Source organism: Pseudomonas grimontii (genome assembly GCF_007858185.1).
In the GTDB taxonomy this organism is placed as follows: Bacteria; Pseudomonadota; Gammaproteobacteria; order Pseudomonadales; family Pseudomonadaceae; genus Aquipseudomonas; species Aquipseudomonas grimontii.
In genome coordinates, this window is sequence record NZ_VFES01000012.1 from 212,476 (window position 1) to 233,533 (window position 21,058).

Sequence of the window (21,058 nt, forward strand, 5' to 3'; positions counted from 1 at the left end):
CTGTCAGGTGTTGAAGGTGATCGCCGGAGCGAAGTTGAGCTGGCTGCGCACACTGCTCCAGGTGTCGTACGCTGCAGCGCAGAGGTAATACGTGGTATCTGCTGTCAGTCCGGTGATCTGCGCCGTCCGTGACGCCCCTTGATAGCCGACTGTTCCTGCTGTCGTCGGGTCAAAGTCCTCTTCTGTCGAGTACACAAACACATAGCCCGCCGCGTCTGCAGCTGCACTGGCCGCGCAACTGACATCGGCAGTGATTGTGCCAGTGACCGTGGCGGCGGTTCCCGTAACGGGCACCGGTGCCGTATTGGTGACCAACAACGACACCAGCTGTGCCTGGCCTGCAGCATTGCGCTCGATAACCTCTACGCGATAGCTACGGATCAGCGCGCCATCCACCAGCGCATCATCGCGTTGGTAAGTGAATGCCGTGCTGGTGGTCGCCACCTCTCGCAGGAGGGCATTGCTGCCGGCGTGACGAACGCGTACCAAGCGATCCTCGGCACGAACACCCGCCACCCAGCTCACCGTGAAATACGGCGCTTCGAAGGCGCCGACCAGGGCAAGGCTCTGCGCAGCATCTGGTGCTACCCGGGCAGGCGATAACGTGACGCTGTAGGCCGTGACATCAGCCAGATCCTCAAGCGCCCGACCGAACACGTTAAAGGAGCGGAACTTGACCCAGACAGTCTTGCCGACCTGGTCTGACGTGTAGCTGTACTTCCAGACGGCATTATCCAGCCGCACAAAGGGTGAACCCGCCGAGTGGCTGGATACCGTAGTGCTGAGACGCCCTCGACGTAGATAGCCCAGATCATAGCCACCGACTCCTGTCAGCACCGCGTCGCGGTAACTGAGCAATTCACCGGCCACCCAACACAGCGTGGCGCCACTGTCCGCCTCAGCGGTAGTGGCGGCCGCCAGTTCGGTCGCCGCTGCCAGTTGCACCGATAACGTGTTGACCGTATCAGGGTCGCTTCCGGCTGCAAGCGTTGTGGTCAGTTGGCCCATACGCGCCCTGCCGTAAATCGTCTCCGCTAACCGATAGCTGTCGCCATCGGCGCTGATCCAGATCTCGCAACCGCCCCAGGCTTCACCCACGCCGGCAACACCTCCCCAGATCTGCAATACGCCGGAGGGCAGCAAGCTTTCGGGTGGGTTGAACATGATGGGCGCCAAGACAGGGCCTGGTGCGACGTTCTGATTGCCCTGATAGCCGCTCTTACTCTGCACGGGATAGTTGGGTGCGCTGCCGACGCCCAACAGCGCATCCTCGGCCACGATCGCCAACTTACCCAGTTCGTCCTCCTCCACCGAGACAAGTCGGACCAGGCGCTGGTGCAGGTTCAACCCTGGCTCAGTGATCGTGACCAGGTCCATAGGCTCGAGGAGCACATGCTGCCAGCCGAGAGAGAATTCATATTCGTTGCGTACATACAGCTTGCGCTGTACCAATAACTGAGCCGCATGAGCACCGATGGCTATATTGCAGATCTCGTACGCTTTGATGGTGTCCATCGGTTTGGACCCGAACTGCTCAATGGCCGCCTGATCAGGCGCGCGCACCACGTCGGTGTTGTACTCGTGATCGCGATCGAGGATCTCCAGCGACACTTCGTTGTAGCTGTCGGCCTGGCTCTTGATCTTGAGCGAGACCGGAGGCTCACCGTCCTCTGAAAGAAAATCGTCATCGGTCAGATCCGCCACTGGCGTGATGTTCGGAAACCACGTCACACCGTTGCCCGTAACAGCCTGATCGCCGTAGGGGATCACCTTGAGTTGACCGGCAGACCACACCAGCTCGCTGTTTGTCAGCTGCAACCAGCGCGCGATGGCCTCATTCGCCGGCGCCTGTTCATCGAGCACAGGACTCAACAGCAAGTTTTCCGCCAAGCAATAGTTGCGGTAGTTCGACATATCCGCGACCCACGCCGGGGTAAAACCAATGCCGTCCAACGGATCGAGCAACAACCCGGGCAGGAAGTCGCCTGGGTTGGCATCCGGCAACCCGGGCACCTGATAACGCCCGTCCACCTCAAAGGTATGATTCTGGACGCCAGCGTTGTCGTTGAGCAGGTACCTGCTGGAAAACACGTAGGCCGTGTCAGCGTAGGCAATCGCTTCGGCAGGGTGGCGAGTTTGAAGAAACCCCCACACCGCCTGATCATGAGTGCCATTGGCGTAGTTCAAACCCACTTGAGCCAGCGATGTGAACACTTCCTTGTCGCGGAAGACACGGTGAATAGTACCCAGCGGTCCACGCCCGACCGCAAGGATCAGCGCCGCATAATAGGTATAGGTCGTGTCTTTTTGAGTAGCGCCGCCCCCGCCCTTACCCCCCGACTTTTTCGTCGTGGTTTTGGCGACCGCTTCGAAGTCACTGTAATAAATGAGGTTAGGGCTGATGCGATTGCGGCCGGCGATCCAGGCGATCGGCTTGCCACTCGCACTGCTCTGGATCTGCAGCGCGTTGATGCGCGTTGCACTGTTGGAAATGGTACTACTGCTGCCCCCCCATCGCTGACTCCATATCGGTTAAGTGTGTAATAACGCACGGTGTGGCTGGAGAGCCGCTCCTCGCGCCTATCTGCAAACTCGACGCCGATGTCCCGATAGGCGTGAATAATGCGGTGCTCATCAACCACCACCGCGCCGTGGCTGAAGGTACGGCCGAATTTCCAGACCGCGACATCACCACGCTGTGGCGTATCGATCTGGCGACCATACAACTCCAGCCAGCCCAGATAACGCTCCTCACTGCGATGCAGGTGCCAGTCCTGGGCATACGCCCCGGGATCGATCCAGGGAATCAACCCGGCGGCGTGATACACCTCAATCAGCAACCAGGCGCAATCGACGCCAACGCCGAGCAGGTGCTGCCGGTGTTGGTACGGCGTTCGCAACCAACGCTCGGCTTGGGCGACCACGGCATCACGTTGCAGCACTTCGAACGGGCTCATACCGATGTTTCCGCGACGGGAATGAACGGCATACCGCGATACCGCGCTCGGTTGCCGAACTTGTTGGTGCAGGCATCCAGCGTCCGTGGGCACCCCGGGTAAATCAGAAACTGATCACCCGCCACTGGCACGCCTGGCAGCCCCAGGATCATCGTCACAGCGCCATCTGCCGTGAATCGGCGTACGGTTCTTGTCACACCTGCATTGGCGCCATTGACGAAGCGAATCACGCCCTGGTCAAACCAGCCCTGAGTGGCGGGCACATTGGAGTTCACACGTAGAGCCGTACTACCGCCCTGGACCACACCCACAGTTTCAAACAGGGCCCGATTCACCCCGCAATCAGCGCTGTATACCGTGCGCAAGCACGAAGGCTGGTAGACGCCCCGGGGCACCTTGGTATCCAGCAGCTCGATAGGCGATTTCACTGTCACCGTCGCCTGCTCACGATCGGCAGGATCCACCTCGGCGACACGCCCGATAAACCGTGTGACCGTACCCACGACCGGTGAGCGCCAATCCACCATGAACGCGCGGACGAGATTCAGGGTGGCCCCATCAAAACCACCGCCGGCAATGAATGGCAGCAAAGGCTCGCCGAACACGGTGTCGTCCATGCCGGCGGTAAAGGTCACGTTTAAGGTGTCGACCTCAATCCCACGAACCGCACGCACACCCGTGCGTTTGATCAGCGGCCCACTTGCCGAATAGTTCTGTCCGGCGTAGTAGATTTGCAAACCGGCGTCGGTGTAACGCAGCACCTGACCGCTGGCCAGGGCAATCGTGTACAGATCCGCCATGACGAAACTGCGCGCCGTGGCCAGAAAGGCTTTCAGTTCAGGTGTGGCGTCGATCATGGTTTGATACTCGTGAACGCGATGCTTTTGAGCTCCCAGATCGTTCGATAGGGCTGTGCCCCATCCAGCGAATCATCCTCAAAAGCACACCGAAAATAGAACGCACCGCTCCAAACAAGCGATGCATTGTCAGGAGGGGCGACTGCAAAGGTGATGCGCCCCAGCTCATCCACGCTGAAGGCTGAAATGGGAACACCACCCACAGTCACGACGTCCACGTTAACGACGCCATACACCGGCTCCACCCAGTTACCGATCTCCCGAGAAAGCTGGAACGTTTGTGTGGTGCCATCGCCGGTGCCGAAGCGCTGAAGCGTTACCAGGTGATCGCTGCGATCAAAGAAAAGAAACTCGCCGAATTGCCCTTTGCGCTGGTTAAAGAACTCAATCAGTGTCGACCACTCGTCCAACCCGGGTCGCTTACGCAAGACGTTGTAACTCAGTTTGAAAGACCAAAGCGGTGCCGGGTAATAAGCGGTAGTGCGACGACGCCCGCTGACGGTTTTCTGCACACCGGTACTCCACTCCGGGGCTTTTTTTGAAAGCAGCGTTTGCCCGGGCAGGCGCGGCAGAACACCTTCGGCCACCACGCCAACGTCGGGGTAACTGGCGATCCAGCGGGCCGGCCAAAAAGGTCCTAACGACATCTCGCCCCCTAAGTTTTAATGGCGCCGTTGCGCCGCATTTTTTGCATCTCATCTGCCAGCACCCGGGCACCACGCCGAATATCAGCGGGCGACATGCGACCACTGCTGTCGTGGTAGTGATAGCTGTTGCCAGCGCCACCCAGTTGCCCTTCCCCACTGGCTGCCTGGCGGATGACATTGGCGTATTGCTTGGGCAGCACCATTTCCTGCTCGTGGAGTTGTGTCATGGGGTTGGTACCGGCAGGGATGTCATAGCCACCCTCGGCCGAAGCAACGTTTTTCACCAGGCCAAATACGAATGCGCCGGCCGCCACTGCTGCTGCCGCGCCGAGGATCGGTCCAATGATCGGAATGGCCGACATGGCTGCAAAAGCACCGGCCATGGCCTGCCAGGCGCTGGCAATGATGTTTTTGATTGTGGCTGCGCCCCAGATCGCTACGGACATGGCCGCACCACCTGCTTCTGCTGCCGTTCGAACGCCAACACCCACTACCGTGGCGCCGGTTTTAGCCGTTTCACCGAACATCCAGGCCATCAACGGCTTGGTGACCATGTTCTCAACGAACGCGGTGCCGATGCTGGTGAAGATCCCGCGCAACAGGCCCTGGGTGCTCATGGTGCCGCTAATGATCCCGGTAAGCCCGCTCGACCAACTGGTACGCAGACTGTCGACCATGCCCGTCCAGTTGCTTTGTGACTCAAAGGTTTGCTGCCTGCCAATCACCGCCATGCTGTTGCGGTGCGTTTGTTCCAGCGCCAGGATCTGCTGCTGGACCTGCTGCAGAGCGACGGGGTTGCGGTCAGGATCCTGCTCCAGCAGCGCTTTACGCTCAGCCAATGCCTGGGCTTCGATCGCATACCGTTGTTTTTCGAACTCGGCCTGGGCCTGCAGCAGCTGGCCTTGGGTGATCAGGTTGGCCTGCAGATCCAACTGAGCCATCTGCTCGGCATGCGCAACATCGGTGAGTCGCGCCTGCTGGTCAGCGGCCAGCTGTTGCTGTTTCATGTTGGTGATTTGTTGCTGCTTTTCGCGCTCAACAGCGACCACCTCTGCTGCGGCCTTGCGGTATTCCTGGCTGTCCTGGCCATAGAGTTGCCGGCTACGCTCCAAGGTTTGCTGAGCAATCTGCAGGCGCGCGTCCATGTTGTTGCGGTACTGCTGCGCTTGGGCTTGCAGGTCGGCAAAGGCCTGGCCTTCGTCCTGCCGGCGCAAGGCATTCAATGACGCCAGGTAATTACGCTGAACGCTCAACCGCTCTGCGGCGCTTAAATCCGTGCGCTTGAGAATGCCCTGCCAATACTGCATTTCCTGCTGCTGAGAAAACTGCAGGAAGGTGCCCTGCTCAGCCTGCTGCTGGGCGTGAGCGACCTTCTGCGCATCCAACGCTTCGGCCCACTGGCTGACACGCGACGGGGTCTTAGCTGGAGGCGTTATCAGGTCTTCGGTCTTTTTCGGAGGCGTCGTGGACTCAACCACTTTTTTCCGATGCTCGACGGCTGCCGCGTAAGCCTGTTCCAGTTTGGTTAATTGGGCGACTTCAACGCCGTAAGCCGTCGGACTGACTCTGCCCTGCTGTGGAGCCTTGGTCAGGGCCGTATTGCCGGTCGCGGCCATCTCCGCGACTTTGCGGCGCTGCTCTTCGATGCGCGCGGAGCGGGAGCGCATGCCAGCGTCCACCTCTTCCAGCTTATTGGACACCAACTGCATGTTTTCCAGCAGCAGGCGTTCCTCGACCAGCGAGGCCTCCAGTTGAGCCTTGCCACCCCCACCGCGTGGGCCAGCAATGACGGTCCCTAACATCGCTTCGTAACGCGCGACATTCGCCGTCACTTCATCAACGGTAAGCCCTACTCCTGTCATGCCCTTCAACAGATTGTTGAACCAACTTGCGGTCTCCGAAAGCCGCTTGTTCAGGCTGATGAAAACAGGTTCAAGAATGGTACCGATCGTGACTTGCAGCTGGTTACTCTTGGAGTCGAGCTCAGCCTGGCTACCGGTCAACCCATCGGCCGCCTTGGCGGCATTACCGACCTGGGCCTCGGTCTCTTTCATGATGCCGTTGTATTCGGCCGTGATCTTTTGCGAGTCGGACAACTTGTCACGACTGGTGCCGATGCTCTTGGCGTACTCGTCCCACATTTTGGCAACGTTTTTGGTGACGCCGGCATTGTCCACCAGCACCGAGTTTTCGTTTTTCAAGCCCTCGGTGGCCGACACCACAGCTTCCGACATGCTGAGATTGGCTTGCCGGTTGAATGCTGCAGCGTCTTTTAAGCGATTGATCACCGCCACTGCCTGGTCGACGTTGTAGCCACGACTGAGCAGGTTTTGCAGGGCTTTGGCAGAGTCACCGACGCTGAGCAAGCCGTCGGAGGCGAGCTTGTTGGCCTCATCCATAGCCCGGCCAATACCGACACCGGCGTGATTGGCCACCGCTTCCAGGCCACGATAAGCCGACTCTTGTTGGATCGCCGCGTCCTTACTATCACTAACGATCTGACCAAGCTTGAAAGCGCCGAGACCGAACACACCCACAATGCCCGCCGCAACGCCCGAGAGGCCCGAACGCATGATGGTGCTGACGCCGGAGAAAGCCTCATTCACTGCCGGACCAAAACGAGCGAGCCGGGTTTGGCTGCCCACCATTTCGGTGTTGATCGCCCTTAGCTCGCGACTAAAAGTGGTCCGTGCCTCACGCATGTTGCGCTCAATGCTTTCGACTGCACGGTCGAAACCTTGGGTGCCGGCAGTGAACTGATATGCAATATTACGATCCATAGTAAGGCCTCAACGCGCAGGCAAAAAAAAGCCTCACTAAAGCGAGACTATCAGTGGCGTACTAACTGTTAGTTCTACCTATTGGCGCTCACCTCGGCAGTGCTTTCATTACTAAACCCGAAATGAGAACGAGCAGAACTTCGACAAAATCTAACGATAGCTAGCATTAGTCAGCGCTCTCGTTAAATTGTCAGACGAGCCTCGAATGCAATTTTATGCAACACGCAACCAATTCAAGACCGACCTAGAACGTGAGTATCAAGCGCTAGACTCAGACTGGAGCGAGATAAATGTTCACAACCAAGCTAAAACGTATGCATGACTTAGATCTGCCAGCATATTTTGAGTTCTCCGGCATGCCTTGTCGCGGAAGAATAGTAGCGGTGATCAACGAAGACGTTTTAGTTGAGATTGAGCAAAACTATAAGATCGTGTTTTTGGCTAAGCACATAACTTCTATCGAATTCATCAAGCCCACTACTATCCTAGGTTAACTACTCTGCCTAGTGGAAAAAGCGTCTAGCGCGTGGCGTAGATGTTCGGGTAACTCATCACGCAGATCATCGGCTAGCCCTTCAATGGCGTTTGCGAGATCGGGCGCGGGGGTCGTTTCACTAACCGGCTTGTAACCCATATAGCCAGCAACCAAGATATGAACCGGTGGACGGGCACGCCAGTAATCGGTCATATGCCCCACCATCACCATGTCCCAGTCACGCCGCAGCGTAACCGGGCTTTGGCCTGTACTTGCGATCAGGTGAGCGTAGAGTTGGCCCCAGTCGAAGGGGCCAGCGCTTCCCCCGGTTCGGGCTCAATGACCTCCAGGCCCGAAGCGCTCATGACCGCATCCAACGCGTCACGCATGTTGCGAAGGTCCAGCAGCGCTGCCACCTCTGCGCGCTCGATGTCGGGGTAGTTACGACGCAATGCCGCGTGCGTGGCATCGATCACCGTCGCGATACTGTCCCGGTCCATGTTGCCGGCCATCACCGCGTTGATCCGCTCCAGCAGCTGCTCCAGATCCCCCAGCGCCAGGGGTGGGATGACGAGCGTTTTCCCTGGAAACGGGAACGAAACACCGGGAACATTCACGACGGTCATTCGTTGGCACTCCAATAGCACACCTCTCCGAACTCATCCGCGTAGCCGGTGAATTCAAAGTCCGGGATAGTGTAATCGTCCTGTTTGGTGGCGATCCCCAGCTTGTTGCTGACAAAGTTCGGCACGCGCACGTACACAGTCTTGCCCTTGTATTTCAGGACCAGCTCGCCCTGGAATACCGGCATGTCACCCATGGGTAGGTTTTTCACCGACAGACTTTTACCCGTCGCAACGGTGTAGCGGTAATCAATGAACACCGACTTGGCCACGTCTGCAGCGGCAAATGCATATTCCCCCGTGGCAGCATCAAAGGTGTACTGCCCCGCGATCGGCGCGCTCAGTACCCGTACGTAAGGGATCGCACCGGCGCCCCGTACCCCAAGATCACCCGAGAGCGTCCCGCCCGCCGGAGGCTCCACGGTAATGGTGGCCCCTGCAGGCACCGCTGTGGGCTCCGTGGAGTGATGAACTAACACCTGGCCGGTGGTCAGGGTCTGCCCGAACACCAACTGATTCCACTGCAGCAGGCTGATCTGGGCGGACTTGGCCTTGCCCGTCAGCTTGCCCTGGCCCCGTGCCGCGTCGACCGCAAACTGCTCGCTGCCGAACAATTCCTTGGAATCAAACGACAGATCCACCGAGGCTTCTTGCATGATGCCTAGCAGGATGGGGGTCGGCGCAGAAATGGCATTGCCATAGGCGTCCATCAGCGGAGTCGCGTAAAACAACCCGCTGCCGAATGCGATTTGCATAATGTGTTCCTCAGTAAAAGGTAGGTCCGGCCGTCAGGTCGCCGGTGTTGCACAGGTAGGTGAAGCGGTAGCGCACCATGCAGTTGCCGGCGGTGTTGTCGCCCTCGTCTTCGATCCAGTCGATGTAGAAGCGCTGCACCCGATCCGCCTCCTCAAAGGCGTCCTCTGCCATCAGGACCGCATGCACGGCAACCTTGACCAAGTCGGCGACCTGATCCCAGGCAGCACCTGTGACCGTGTCCTCCCGGGCGATGATTTCCACCGTCAGCTCGAACTGGTTGCGATCCACTGCAGCGCTTTCGCGCTCACACGTTTCAAGGTCAGGGCGCAGCACGATCGCCGGAGTCATGTCCCGTTTGATCGCCTCAGTACGACTGCGATACACCCGGTCTGCCGCCAACGTACCGGCGGCCAGAATCAGCGCCTGCGCCTTTGCGACGATGCGTTCTTGAATCGAGGGCATGAGGGTTAAACCTTGGTGAGGGAGGCCAGGCTAAAGGCGCCGTCATCGATCATTCGGCGGTCACGGACGCGAAAATTCACGCCGGCGACGGTGATCAGTTTGGGGTTGTCGATGCCCAGGCGCTCGGCCTCGGCGGTGATGATCAGGATCTCGTAGCCGGTGGACTGGCTGTTGGTGCCACCCATACCGTGGATCTCGTCCGGCATATCCCGCGCGGCCAGAAACGGCTGACCATCAACCATCCCGCCGACGTCGAAGTCCTCAAGGAAGCCCCTGAGATCTTCGTCAAGCATCAGGGCTCACCTTGGCGGGCTTGCGTCCGCCCTCACCCGCAGCGGAAGGTGCCGGTGCTGGCTCGACCACCAACACTTCCAACTGGTGGCGAAAGCGCTCGGCCACGTCGTCAGGCAACTCGATCACGCCCCCCGGACCGGTCAGTTTGTCATCTGACCCGCGAAACGAGCCGGATAGCACCGTGTAGGATTTATTCGGCATTACGCTCTCCTGCGACCTTGTCCAGTTTCGTCAACCGCTGCCCCAACGCCTTGTCCGGTTCGCCGGGGATCACAATCACTTCCCCGGCTTTGAACTGAACAGGCGACACAATGGTGTAGCGGCCCTTCTTGTTTGCGACCGGCTCCAGGTTGTGCGCACGCGCACCGGCCTGGGCCGCATTCAGGATCAGTTCCCCCCCATAAAGGGTGATCGTCTGTTCCACGCGGTATTTCGGCATATCAATGCCCTCAGTGAGGTGTCAGGCCGAAAGGCTTACGCCACCAGTTGGTTAAGAACGGCGTACTGCCAGCGCCCAAAACCCACATTGCGCCAGGTGTCGACGCCGTATTGATGGGCATCGTTGTCGAACTCGAACTCCGAGCCTTCGGCCTTGGCCTTCATGGCCACGTCGGTCTCTTGCTGACGGATGAACGCTTTCAATCGACCGTCCGTGCGGAAGGTCACGAACTTGTCGACCCAGGCGTTGAGGCGCACGTTACCCACCACGCGGACAACCACGTTGTCCGGCATGACGATCTCGCTGATGTTGGTACCGCGCGGCACGCTGAGCGCCGTCTGCGCAACGCTCAGCAGGTTGAACGGCACCATCACCAGAAACTCGCGTGCCAGTTCGTTGATGGGTTCGCCCTGGTCATCCTTGAAGCTGGTCAACTGGGTGACCGACCGGGCAACTGCCTGCTGAAACTCCTCAACGCTCGGCCGACTGGGCGTCCCGTGAAGTGTTGCAGGCAGTTCGGAGATGTCGGTGGTGATCTTGTTGGACTGCACGCCGCTCTGACCTTCTTCGTGGTCGGTATCGAAGAAGTACTGGCCGTCATAGCAGGTCTGGCTTTCACCGTTGAGCAGCAGCACCGACAGCAGTCGAGCCCAGTGCGCGTTGGTGCGGTCGGCCAGCTCGCCCAGGCGGATGCGCAATTGTCCGGTTTTATCGCGGCGCAGCTCGGTGACCAGCACTTCGAGGGTGGCCTCAAAATGCAGGTTTTCGATTTCGAGATCAGCGCTGATAAAGCCCTTGGCGTGGCGACCACCAATCCATTCACGCAAGGTCGGCACCATGCCGATCCATGGATAGGTTTCTTTGGCCTGGTCGGAGTCGAACAGGTTCGACACGGCGTCCATCCAAGACGAAGCCACATTCTGTTCGAGCAGTTCGTAAAACATGCCGATGATAGCACGACTGGAAAGTACTTCAGCACCCATGGGTGATTCTCCTGAAGAAGGATACGGTCAGAGAAAAGTATTAAAAACGGGTTGAGCGAAGCGTCAGGCCGCTACGGGGACGGCCTGGGCGGTGAACTTGACGATGCCGACGCCGGTGCGCACAAACCGGTGAACATGCCCGATCAGGCTGTTACCGGCGGCGGTGAGCAGAAACGTGCCGCTGTCGCTGGCATACACCGGCTTACCGATGTCGGTGATCGCCAGTGCAGTGACGGGCAGTTCAACTTTGCCGGCTTCGCGAAGACGCACACGCGCTGCAGCAGCGGCACCGATTCGATTGTCGACGCCGCGATCGGCGAAGCCCACGAACAGATCGCCTGCCGCCAGAGGTCGCGCAAGGCCGTTGGCCGCGACAATGCCTACCGCCGAACCTTCGAAAATTTGCACGCCGGCCGCGACCGACAAATCGTTGATGTCCCCGATCTCGTAGGCGCGGGGGGTGTCGAGTGTAAGAGGCATAGGATTCTCCAGAGCCATGGGTGGAAAGGGGTTACCCGGTACTTACTTTTTCAGAACCTTGACCAGGCCCCGCTCGGTGGCCTTGCGGTAGCCGTGATAAGCCTCGAAGGTGCCAAACTCGGCGCGCAGTTCCTTGTCGCCGTCCCAGGTCGCCTTGGCGCGTTCCTCCAGCGGCGCCTCGGGGTCCTCCTTCACCGCCTCAGGGGCTGCCGGTGGCGTCAGCACGTTGGGCACTGGCGCAGGCGCCTGGGTGCGAATGTCGGCCAGAGCACCGGCACGTTTGGTTTTTTCGGCGCCGATAACCTGCGCCGCCGCTTCGGCACCGCTGGTTTTGCCGTCGAACTTGAGCGTGGCGATCAACTCTTCGTGTCCGGGCAGCGCGGCGGCTTCCACCGCCTGGATGCGTTCGCATTCGGCGCGGGCACCGGCGGCGGCACCAGCGGCGTGCGCGTCATGTTCCAGGCTGGCGAGCAGCTCGGCATGATTCGCGGCCAGGTATTCACGGTTAATGACGGGTTTGTCTGCAGTTGGAGCGGGTGCGTTACTGTTGGTGGTAGTAGACATAGGTCTTTCTCCAGAAGAACTGCTGTTGAACTCGGCGATGAGTTGTTCAAGGGTGGATTCACGGTCGGCCATGCCCAATGCCACGGCATCGGAGCCAATGCGCATATCGCCCTGGCCGAAGTCGGCCAAAACGGTTTCAACACTGAGGCCTCGGTAATTGGCGACGTCCTCGACAAAGATGTCAGTCAGCCGGTCGACATGGGCCTGCGCCACTGCCCGCCCTGACTCGGTACCGAAGTCAGGGCGCTTTTTCGGGCTCTGGCTGCTGACAATCTCAAAACTGCCGTCGTCGTCGCTTTTGCGCACCGTCAGCACCGTGCCGATGGAGCCCACTGCGCCGGTGCGGCTCATGACGATTTCATGGGCTGCTGCAGCTATCCAGTAGCCAGCGCTGGCCGCGTTGCCGGATACATACGCAACCACCCGCTTGGGCGAGGCGCGGATCATCTGGCCAAATTCAGCGATGCCGCTGGCAATACCACCGGGGGTATCCATCACCAGAATGATGGTGTCGGTGCGCGGATCGTCGACGGCGGTGGTGAACTCCTTGGCCAGCACATCCAGCGAAGTCGCACCGGACAGCGCCGTAAACAAATTGGCGTAACGAAATACCGGGCCGGTGACGGGCAGCAACGCCACATTTCCGCGCTGGGTCACCGCGCGGCTGTTCTGCAGGGGTTTGCCCTGCCTGGCCTCCAAAGCCTCCGGACCTTCATGCTCCCGGCGGGCGATGGCGGTGATGGTCTGCAGCATGTCCGGGGTGATGGCCCAGGGCTCGCGTGATACCAGGTCGAACGCCGTCACCCGGCGCACGGGAGGTGCATCGGTTGGTTTGTCGCTCATAGTTAGGTCCGTTCAGGAAGATCAGGATTGGCCGCAGGCTCATCCTCGGGGCGAGCCGTTGGTGACACGGATAGGCCGTCATTGCGCCTACGCTTCACTTCAAGCGCACGCTGTTCGTGGTTCTCTTCCCAGTCGCTGCCGTCGTAAAGCATGGATTCCTTGGCGAGGGTGCTGACGCCAATATCGATGCGCTTTTCGGCGGCATTGATGTCTTTGAGCGGATCAACGGTGCCAGGACCATCACCCACCCATAGTGACCCGCTGTACGCATAACGCAGCAACGGGTGGTCGAAAAAACCGGGAGCGTCGATGTCTCCCTGTGCCACAGCCTCTTCAAGCCAATGCTCGTAAACGGGCTGGCAGAAATGTTGACCCAGGAAGTCACGGCAACCGCGAACGAACTGCCAAGCCTCCATCACCGCAGCACGCGCGGCGGTGTAACTGGCGGTAAAGTGCTTGATCAGCACCTCATACGGCAGCTCCAGGGCCATGCCGATTTGCCGAAGCATGGCGAGCACGAACGGATCGAATGCCATGTTCGGGCGACCAGGTGATGCGGTATCGATCGACGCACCGTCGTCCAGCTCGGCGACAATGCCGCCACTGAGCGAGCCGTCCCAACCGCCCTGGTCGCGCCCAGCGGGTTTATCGCCACCCACCGGGGTGTTGCCGGTAACGGCCGATGCCAGAGGGCTCAGATTGCCGCCCTGCCCCGGCTTGATGAACACGGCGAAGAACGCAGACACCACCGCCGCTTCCAGCTCGGCATCGGTGTAACGGTCCAACTGCTTGAGCTTTTCGATCACTGGCGCCAGGTACGGCACGCCGCGTGGCTGGCCCACTCGACGCCGCCGGTACACATGCAGCAGCACGCGACCGCCACGTTCATTGAAGAACGGGCGGTCATCCCAAACGCGCTCTTTAACGCCCAGCGCCCCCGGGTGGCTGCGCAAAATATGAGCCTTGATCGGCGCCCCATCCGCGTCACGTTCAATGCCGGCCGTGAGGGCTTCCGTGTCAGCCTTGTTGCTAGGGTTACAAACCCGGTCGGCCTCAATCAGTTGGATGCACGCCGAGTAGTGCTGACCCGGTTGTTCTTTGTGCGTGAGCAACGTAAAGACGTCACCGCTGCTCAGCACCGACCGCCAGGTCAGGTCCTGCAGGCCATAGAAATTCTGTTCGCGAGTGATGTCGCAGCTGGTGGTTTCCGCCCAGGACTTGAACAGCGATTCGGTTTTGCGCTGCCACTCCCTGGCCTGGTCTTCGTCCCAGCCCAAAATCGAGCGATTGACCACCGACTTAAGCGCCAGGCCGGTGCCGACCGTCTTCGTCGTCACCGTGTTGATCGCACCACCACCGATGGGATTGTTACGTTCAAGGTCTCGGCAGCGTTCGCGAAGCGTGGGCAAGTCGGGCAGCAGATCTGCTGCCGCACTGCCTGCCGCCGGGGTCCAGGCGCTCAGCGAACGCTTGGCCTTCGACGCGCCGCTGTAGCCGCCCAAGGCAGTCATGGTCAACCGGGCGTGCATGCGCTTGGCGCCGCGCTCGGGGCTGAGCCAAGTAATTGCCTTATCCAGCAGCGTCGGCTCTGGCACTTTCGGCGCGCGGCTCATCGCGGCGTAATCCCACGCAGAACGATCCCCCGAGTGCGACCGCTCTCCAGGCGATCAACTTGCTGTTGCCAGTAGTCGATCGTCTTGGTGATTTCGGCAAGGTCGGCGTACTCCAATTGCCGGGTGCCGATGCGATAGCTCTGCTTTTGGCTGACCTTCATGCTCGCATCGAGCCAGGCTTGCAGCTGGCCCTGCGCTTGTTCCAGGGTGATAGCCATGAATTAATTCCTGCGTTGGGAGAGCACGCGCATTGCACTACGGCGCCCAGAAACAACTCTCCCGCCAGAGGGCGGGAGATTGGGTGGTTCGACGGGTGGTGTCGGTTCCGGACTAGTCCCGTCCGTTTCAGGAGCGGGCCCTGCCTCGGATTGATCCTGTTCGGGTGGATCAAACAGCGCCCCCTGACGGATCTGTGCATCGAGCCCGGCCCAGTCTTGCTCCCGCATCAAATGCGTTTTCAGGGAGCGGGCCGCGTGCAATGCATACGTCTCGCAGTCGGTACCTTCGTTCGGTTGGCCAGACTTTTTCTGCCAGACCTTGCGGTAGTGGTGTAGCCGGCTCGGCGCCTTCACTTCGGCGGTGATCTGCCGAAAATAATCCGGGCGCACCGTTTTGTAAAAGTGCATCCGACCGGGACCGTTCCCCGTCAACGGCAGCCGCCCCTCAATCCACAGGTCCTTGGCCCGAGACGTACCAACCATATAGGGGCGTAGGCCGTATTTTGAGGCCTTTTGCTCTTTGTCCGTATCTACACCTTGCCGAGGCGCACTGAAGATCTCCATTCGTTCATCGGCACGGGTATTGCCACGCTCACTCGCCCCCTTTATCGCCATCACTCCCCTGCGCTGATGCTTACGGCAAAACGCATACGCAGCATCTTGGGTGATAGTGCCGTCCGAGGTATCAAGCGAAACTGCCATCACTCTCAGCTTGGCGCCGCAGGCGTGTGGGATCGGCGCAAACAGCAACTTTTCCAGATCAAGCCACACACCCTGGTCGGGCAGTACTACCTCGCCGTAAATCTCGCCCCAGTAGATCAGCCAGGATTCCTCACCTCGGCCCCAGGCCCGCATCACCACCGCCAACCGGTCGTGTTGAACGTCGACACCGGCGGTGATCACAAGCCCCCCCATGGGCACAAACATTTCCGGGTAGTCCTCCGCTCGCTCAGCCAGTTTATCGGCCTCAGGCAGATCGGATTTGTACTCGTAGGCACGGCCTTGTTTCTGATTGACGAACTTGATCAACACCGATAGGTCGCCCAGCGATGCGCGGTGTTCTGCGTTGAGTTTCTCGCGAACAATTTCGGCCAGGTGGGTCCCGGGCAAACATGCGTAGAGTTCGTTGAGTTCAATGAATCCAGCGCGCCCAAAAAAGGGTTTGGTCGGCACCCAACCGCAGTAAGGATCGCCAGCGTCAATCGCATTGAACACCGTGTTGCGGATGTTTTCTTTTCGCTGGTAATCGTCCCAAATATCGCCACAGTGCGGGCAGGCGTAGCCAGCCGTTTCCGGATCCGCACGCCCGTAAATCTCGTGGGGCTGTGCCTCCTCTGGAATATCGAGCCACCGAATGTGGGCAAAGTCCAATACGTGAGCCTGGCCGCAGGCATGGCAGATAATCGGCAGTACCCGGCAGTCGGTAAGCGCCAATCGAGCCTCGGTCTTGCTGGCGCCCTTGATAGCAGGCGTCCCACCAACCAACATTTTTGAACCGGGATAACGCTTACCGCGCTCCTCCAGCAGGGCGACCGCATCCCCCTGCCCCTTAACGTCATCGCTGGTGTCGTCCGGTTCTTCCACCACCGACAAGCCAACCGATGACGTGGATTTGACGTTACCGGGAGAGTTCGATGCCACCAATTTGAGAAACCCGCCGGGGAAGTTCTTGTGGTCCCAGCGGTTGCCCGCAGTGCGGCTGGTATTGACCGGCATCAACTTCGCCACTTTTTTGTTGACGTTGACACCGAAGAAGATCTTTTCGTCATGAAAGTTTTTGCCATCTTTTTCCCTGGGAAACAGGATCAAGATCGGGCGCGGCAGGTGCTGGATCACTTTGAAAAGAAAACCGATCAGGAACCATGTCCAGCCGATCTGTGCGGCCTTCATCAGGTCCACTTCACGGACCTTGGGATCGTCCAGAGCAGCGGCAACACCAAGGAAGTAAGGTGTGTATTGGAAATCATAGAGGCCGCGCAACACTGCACCCTCAGCAGGTAAGTGAAATTCGGTACTCAGATACTGCGCCGTCGGGATGTCACGCGGCGGGCTGAACTTCGTCGCTGCTGCCAACAAGCTGCGCGCCAAGGTTTTGCGCATAGCCTGCAATTCGCTCGAGTGTAGGTCCGACAATTTTGTTTACCCCTGCTCGATCTACCGTGACTTTCAGCACGTTGTCGATGTCCTGTATGAGTCGCTCAATACAGCCCAGATATTCAAGGTTGGCGTAACTGGTCCAGTCGGATAGGACCTGCTCAGCGTCATCTGCCGGGATCAATACGCGCAACTTTTCGTGATACACCAGCCGCCCGTTTGCCGCCTTCTGCTCAAGGTCATCAATGCGAGCTTTGTTAAGCCGTTCAAGTTGGCTGCCCCCGCGCCCAGCGGCTTTTTCGCGCAAATCGCGGATATAGGCGGTACGAATATCGGCAAGGCTTACGGCCTGCCAATCCAGGTTCAACCTCTTGAGTACATCGCGCGCAGCTCGCTCACTCATATCCAGGTGCTCGGCGATTTCAAGTTGGGTCGGCATGGTCTGGTCCTGTTACAGAAGGGGAAGCGGAACCCCCTATGTCGGGTTGAATCTGCAAAAAAGTCGGGGTTCGAATTACCCCGATGGACCCGCTGCCTGGAAGGACCCATTGATTTTGGGTCGCAGGTCGACCTGTCAAGCCAAAACCACGACAAATCATTGAAAAATCGCCATTTTTTGAGGAAAAAGGACGAAGCCGACAAGAGGTCAGCCTCGCTCCATCTCCCGTGCCAGGGCACGCCGGAACAGCGGCTCGAACTCGGCCTCGGCGACGCGATTGGCTACCCCGTAGAAGTCAAAGCGTCGCCGATACGTCGGGCGCTTGACGAAGATCAGGATGGGCCGTGCCCCGTTGCCGATCCGCTGCCAGATACCCAAAGGGCCGGTGCCGTTGCCAGGTCGACCCACGAAATAGTCCGGTGCGTTGCGGTTACGGCGCCGGCTGCGCTGAGTGCGGTTGGCCATGAAGCCCGACACCCGCTCAGCTGCTCCGAGTGCGGACAAGATCTGCACGATCTGGCCGCGACTGATATTGCCGTTGCCATCCATCCTGGCGCGCCGACCAGGGACGGCGTACATGTCAGCTGGCATCAAGCCGTAGTGGATCAGCGCTTTCTCAAATCGCTTATGTGGCCGGTTGCCACCGTCAATGTGGACCAGCAAATACTTGGACGCGGGCACACCGGAGCTGGCTTCGTCCTTGATCCACACACGGGCAAACAGGCGGCTGGTCGTGGCACTGCGCTTGAAGACCGAGTTGAGCGTCCACCGTGTGGGCCGATCAAACACTCGCTCCAGCTCGGACTTCTCTGCTGCCTGGACGCGTTCGGCGGTGAAGGTCAGTGCTTTGGCTGCGGCTATTGGCACCTTCGACTTGCTGAGCCCACGCATCTCCCTGACGATCTTGTCGATGTTGTCGCGCATCTCAAGTCGCATCATGGCAAACGCCCTCTGTCGATGGACCTGAACTAGAATACGCGTGCCAACACCCAATCTGCTCAGGACCTGAAACGATGAAGATAAGTATCAAGTGCGGCAAGTGTGGCAATGACAAGTTCGAGATGCCGGCTAGGCCCAGCAACGCCACTAAGGTGACCTGCAGCAAGTGCGGCGCTGTCGATACTTACGGTGGGATGCTCAAGCGAATTGAGGACAAGGTTGTAAAACACATCAAACGGAAACTCCGGAGTATCCCTAAGTGACCTCAAAACCTCGACGAGCAGATCAAACGCATCTCCCTTATCGGGGGGGCTTTCCACAATGTGTAAATCAATCCCCATACAATCCTCCAGTGCGTCGATCTACGACTTGGGTTCACTGTTAGCAGCTGCCTCGAGTAGCCCAAGTCGCTTGGCTGTCCAGCGCTCGTATAAGCCGATGGCAACGTCTGCACCTGCCATCGCTGTCAGGCATCCCAGCGCACCAGACGTCCAGATCGACATACCCGCCGCGTACAGAAGCATGATCGCCGAAACCCCGCACACCACGCAGGCGCCGGACCGAAGGGCCAATCGGCGGATCAATGCCCAGCCACGCGTACCTTCCTTGTCCGCTCGCCACATCTCGCCCGACACACCGCCCACCAGGGCCAGGACGATCACTAACCAGATCGGCATCTCAGCCAGCGCTTGCTGTTCGTTCGTCATTGGGCTACTCCGTAAACGAAAAAGCCCTGCGCTAGGCAGGGCTCATGGACATTATTGTCTAGTGGATGGGAAGTTCATTGCTGCGCAAACTCAGCCTTTTACTTCTGTCGAGATAGTTATATCCCGCATTGGTGACGCGCTGGATACGTATATCCGGTGCTTCCCCTTCAACATTGATACAGCCCAAATCTACAAGCAGCTCAATATGGCCATCCACGACAACACCGGACCAATGGACACACTCGGCGCTGGAGAATTTGCCGCGAACATCCTTGGCCGATAAATCGAGCCTCCAGTCATCGGAGTTCTTTATGCAAACCTCTAATATCTTCACCAACAGCTTCTGATCCCGTTCCATTTCTCAGCTCCAATGGAAAAATTATCTATGCGGGATCGTACGCCGAAGGAGGAACAAAAAACCCGGCTCAAATGGCCGGGTTTGCTAGGTGGAACGTGCCGCTCTTTGTGGTCGCACCTATCGAAGATGACTACTTTTTACAGGTGGATTCCGATGGCAGCAAGCAGATTTTAACGCCACAGATAAATATGGGGATAACGCAGGTATGAAGCGGGTACAACACAGGGATAATGCGTTCATTCGGCTATCGCTTTTGGCTCTGTGTCCCATACGTCCCATAAACGCTGAACGCTTTGGGACAGCTGAGAACGCCTAAATTAAAGGCTCGTCCCATAGTCCCATTCTTTTTATCCTTTCCTCGTATATAGAGGGAAAAGAATAAAACGCGTGCGCGAAGCACGCGCGCATACAAACGCGCTACGCACACATGCGAGGGAAGTAGTGATGTATATGGGACTATGGGACAACCCGCGAACCACGTGGCACGTAGGTGTCCATTGGGGCTAAAAATGCATGGGACAGAATGGGACAATAAGACAGCGCAAATCGAAGTCATGCCGCCTTTCCCATTAACAAATTGGCAATGCACAGGTGTGCCTCATGCAGGCGTTGATAATAGGTGTCACGGCTGCACCCACAATGAAGGTACTTCTGAGAAAGGAGGCTTTCATGGTTGCAGTAGTGTTCCACCACTACTAACGCCAGCTCCGGTGACAAGTGCTTGTTAACGATCAGTTCAATATCCGCCGATTCATCCAGCAGCACCCGACTGCCCCGCGTCCCACGTATCAACTCGCCCTTACACGCCATCAATATTGCGATTATGTTGCCGCCGGTAGAGCCACCGTCGGTAAACGTAGAAAGTTGATGCAGTTCCTGCGCCCAGACCTTGAGCATTTCATCAATTCGCTTAATCATCGAAACAAGGCTCCTCATCCCCAACTTGCACTAAGGCCGACGTGCTACCCCACCCTTCCGGCTTTTTATAAGCCCATGGTCGACGCCCACTTTTCCTTAGCGCCGGCAATCGCACACGCAGCCAACCCAAGCGTTGCATAATCGCACCCACACGAATTTGATCCGGTTTGTTCCAGTGCCCGAAATCCAGCTTTAGCGCTTGGCTTAAAATCTCGGCGCCCGTGGCCGTCTCGCCAATCTGTGACTCCTCCAGCCAGGTCAGAATCGGCCCCTCCCATTCATCCACCACAAAGCGCTCTTCCTGCTCCTCCGCGAACAGCGGCGCTTCATCCCGAATAACCCACCAGATGTCACCGGCTTCGTAGCAAAACATGGCCTCGGCCCAAAGCTGATCGCGAATCTGGCGCATGAGGTCTAGGTCAACTTTGGTACAAGCGACCGGCCAGTAACGCCGGTTACCTGTAGCGTCCTTGAGGTACTCACTTTGTAGTGGTCTAATGAAACCGGACACCCATTTAGGCGAGAATGCTCGCCAGAACGAGGTGTCAGATGACCAAACAACGCCGTACCTTTTCCCCTGAATTCAAACGCGAGGCTGCCGACCTCGTTCTT

Annotated in this window: 24 protein-coding genes and 1 pseudogene; 2 read left to right on the plus strand and 23 right to left on the minus strand. The window is 58.6% G+C overall.

The genetic code is table 11. The annotated features are described in order from the left end of the window. Positions 1–3 precede the first annotated feature (3 nt). The 5 genes from FIV39_RS19745 to FIV39_RS19765 are packed head-to-tail and all read right to left on the minus strand — an operon-like array spanning position 4 to position 7,241. Entirely contained in the window at positions 4–2,214 is a 2,211-nt protein-coding gene (locus FIV39_RS19745) for a phage tail protein (protein ID WP_146371586.1), read from the minus strand. A gap of 59 nt (positions 2,215–2,273) precedes the next feature. Beyond that, a complete protein-coding gene (locus FIV39_RS19750; RefSeq protein WP_146371588.1) occupies positions 2,274–2,957 on the minus strand; it encodes an NlpC/P60 family protein in 684 nt (227 codons plus the stop codon). Continuing rightward, complete coding sequence (locus tag FIV39_RS19755) at positions 2,954–3,814, minus strand: DUF2163 domain-containing protein (protein ID WP_090407966.1); 861 nt, start codon at positions 3,812–3,814, stop codon at positions 2,954–2,956. Before FIV39_RS19755 ends, FIV39_RS19750 begins: the two co-directional genes overlap by 4 nt. Continuing rightward, entirely contained in the window at positions 3,811–4,461 is a 651-nt protein-coding gene (locus tag FIV39_RS19760) for a DUF2460 domain-containing protein (protein ID WP_090407969.1), read from the minus strand. Before FIV39_RS19760 ends, FIV39_RS19755 begins: the two co-directional genes overlap by 4 nt. Before the next feature lie 8 nt (positions 4,462–4,469). Then, the gene (locus FIV39_RS19765) at positions 4,470–7,241 is read right to left on the minus strand and encodes a coiled-coil domain-containing protein (protein WP_090407972.1); all 2,772 of its coding nucleotides are present in this window, start codon (positions 7,239–7,241) and stop codon (positions 4,470–4,472) included. A gap of 290 nt (positions 7,242–7,531) precedes the next feature. Here FIV39_RS19765 and FIV39_RS19770 point away from each other — a divergent pair, with 290 nt between their 5' ends. Continuing rightward, entirely contained in the window at positions 7,532–7,735 is a 204-nt protein-coding gene (locus FIV39_RS19770) for a hypothetical protein (RefSeq protein WP_090407975.1), read from the plus strand. Between the two features lie 259 nt (positions 7,736–7,994). On the opposite strand, the gene FIV39_RS19775 is transcribed toward FIV39_RS19770, so the two are convergent. The 14 genes from FIV39_RS19775 to FIV39_RS19840 all read right to left on the minus strand — a co-directional run bounded on the left by FIV39_RS19775 (position 7,995) and on the right by FIV39_RS19840 (position 18,463). Beyond that, positions 7,995–8,342, minus strand: coding sequence for a hypothetical protein (locus FIV39_RS19775; RefSeq protein ID WP_090407978.1), 348 nt, complete (start codon positions 8,340–8,342; stop codon positions 7,995–7,997). Further along, positions 8,339–9,094: a hypothetical protein gene (locus tag FIV39_RS19780; protein WP_235865553.1), complete on the minus strand. Its 756-nt coding sequence runs from the start codon at positions 9,092–9,094 to the stop codon at positions 8,339–8,341. The genes FIV39_RS19775 and FIV39_RS19780 overlap by 4 nt, the downstream gene beginning before the upstream one ends. Before the next feature lie 10 nt (positions 9,095–9,104). Continuing rightward, positions 9,105–9,557, minus strand: coding sequence for a hypothetical protein (locus FIV39_RS19785; protein ID WP_090407981.1), 453 nt, complete (start codon positions 9,555–9,557; stop codon positions 9,105–9,107). A gap of 5 nt (positions 9,558–9,562) precedes the next feature. Next, positions 9,563–9,850, minus strand: a complete 288-nt coding sequence (locus tag FIV39_RS19790; protein ID WP_053130790.1) for a hypothetical protein — start codon at positions 9,848–9,850, stop codon at positions 9,563–9,565. Next, on the minus strand, positions 9,843–10,052 hold the full coding sequence (locus FIV39_RS19795; RefSeq protein WP_090407983.1) for a hypothetical protein: 210 nt from the start codon (positions 10,050–10,052) through the stop codon (positions 9,843–9,845). Before FIV39_RS19795 ends, FIV39_RS19790 begins: the two co-directional genes overlap by 8 nt. Beyond that, positions 10,042–10,290: a hypothetical protein gene (locus tag FIV39_RS19800; protein WP_090407986.1), complete on the minus strand. Its 249-nt coding sequence runs from the start codon at positions 10,288–10,290 to the stop codon at positions 10,042–10,044. Before FIV39_RS19800 ends, FIV39_RS19795 begins: the two co-directional genes overlap by 11 nt. A gap of 35 nt (positions 10,291–10,325) precedes the next feature. After that, positions 10,326–11,273, minus strand: a complete 948-nt coding sequence (locus FIV39_RS19805; RefSeq protein ID WP_090407989.1) for a Mu-like prophage major head subunit gpT family protein — start codon at positions 11,271–11,273, stop codon at positions 10,326–10,328. Positions 11,274–11,336: 63 nt separating this feature from the next. Next, the gene (locus tag FIV39_RS19810) at positions 11,337–11,753 is read right to left on the minus strand and encodes a hypothetical protein (protein ID WP_090407992.1); all 417 of its coding nucleotides are present in this window, start codon (positions 11,751–11,753) and stop codon (positions 11,337–11,339) included. Between the two features lie 42 nt (positions 11,754–11,795). Next, the gene (locus tag FIV39_RS19815) at positions 11,796–13,160 is read right to left on the minus strand and encodes a S49 family peptidase (protein ID WP_090407996.1); all 1,365 of its coding nucleotides are present in this window, start codon (positions 13,158–13,160) and stop codon (positions 11,796–11,798) included. Positions 13,161–13,162: 2 nt separating this feature from the next. Next, positions 13,163–14,773, minus strand: coding sequence for a phage portal protein (locus tag FIV39_RS19820; RefSeq protein WP_090407999.1), 1,611 nt, complete (start codon positions 14,771–14,773; stop codon positions 13,163–13,165). After that, positions 14,770–14,991 (minus strand): DUF6148 family protein, encoded by a 222-nt coding sequence (locus FIV39_RS19825; protein WP_074844112.1) that lies wholly within the window; start codon positions 14,989–14,991, stop codon positions 14,770–14,772. Before FIV39_RS19825 ends, FIV39_RS19820 begins: the two co-directional genes overlap by 4 nt. Before the next feature lie 3 nt (positions 14,992–14,994). Further along, complete coding sequence (locus FIV39_RS19830; protein ID WP_090408002.1) at positions 14,995–17,091, minus strand: phage terminase large subunit family protein; 2,097 nt, start codon at positions 17,089–17,091, stop codon at positions 14,995–14,997. Continuing rightward, on the minus strand, positions 17,030–17,524 hold the full coding sequence (locus FIV39_RS19835; protein ID WP_053130817.1) for a hypothetical protein: 495 nt from the start codon (positions 17,522–17,524) through the stop codon (positions 17,030–17,032). The genes FIV39_RS19830 and FIV39_RS19835 overlap by 62 nt, the downstream gene beginning before the upstream one ends. A 207-nt stretch (positions 17,525–17,731) precedes the next feature. Continuing rightward, on the minus strand, positions 17,732–18,463 hold the full coding sequence (locus FIV39_RS19840; RefSeq protein ID WP_143513902.1) for a hypothetical protein: 732 nt from the start codon (positions 18,461–18,463) through the stop codon (positions 17,732–17,734). Positions 18,464–18,585: 122 nt separating this feature from the next. Here FIV39_RS19840 and FIV39_RS34120 point away from each other — a divergent pair, with 122 nt between their 5' ends. Next, a complete protein-coding gene (locus tag FIV39_RS34120) occupies positions 18,586–18,726 on the plus strand; it encodes an ECs_2282 family putative zinc-binding protein (RefSeq protein WP_420874925.1) in 141 nt (46 codons plus the stop codon). 99 nt (positions 18,727–18,825) lie between these two features. Here the strand turns inward: FIV39_RS34120 and FIV39_RS19850 are convergent, their stop codons facing one another. The 4 genes and pseudogenes from FIV39_RS19850 to FIV39_RS19865 all read right to left on the minus strand — a co-directional run. Next, the gene (locus tag FIV39_RS19850; RefSeq protein ID WP_090408016.1) at positions 18,826–19,170 is read right to left on the minus strand and encodes a phage holin family protein; all 345 of its coding nucleotides are present in this window, start codon (positions 19,168–19,170) and stop codon (positions 18,826–18,828) included. Positions 19,171–19,228: 58 nt separating this feature from the next. Then, positions 19,229–19,528, minus strand: coding sequence for a hypothetical protein (locus tag FIV39_RS19855; protein ID WP_090408019.1), 300 nt, complete (start codon positions 19,526–19,528; stop codon positions 19,229–19,231). A gap of 552 nt (positions 19,529–20,080) precedes the next feature. Further along, positions 20,081–20,446, minus strand: coding sequence for a PA0613 family protein (locus FIV39_RS19860; protein ID WP_090408022.1), 366 nt, complete (start codon positions 20,444–20,446; stop codon positions 20,081–20,083). Beyond that, positions 20,439–20,933: pseudogene (locus tag FIV39_RS19865) on the minus strand (VapE domain-containing protein); the annotation flags it as partial. The pseudogene FIV39_RS19865 and the gene FIV39_RS19860, both read right to left, overlap by 8 nt. Positions 20,934–21,058 lie beyond the last annotated feature (125 nt).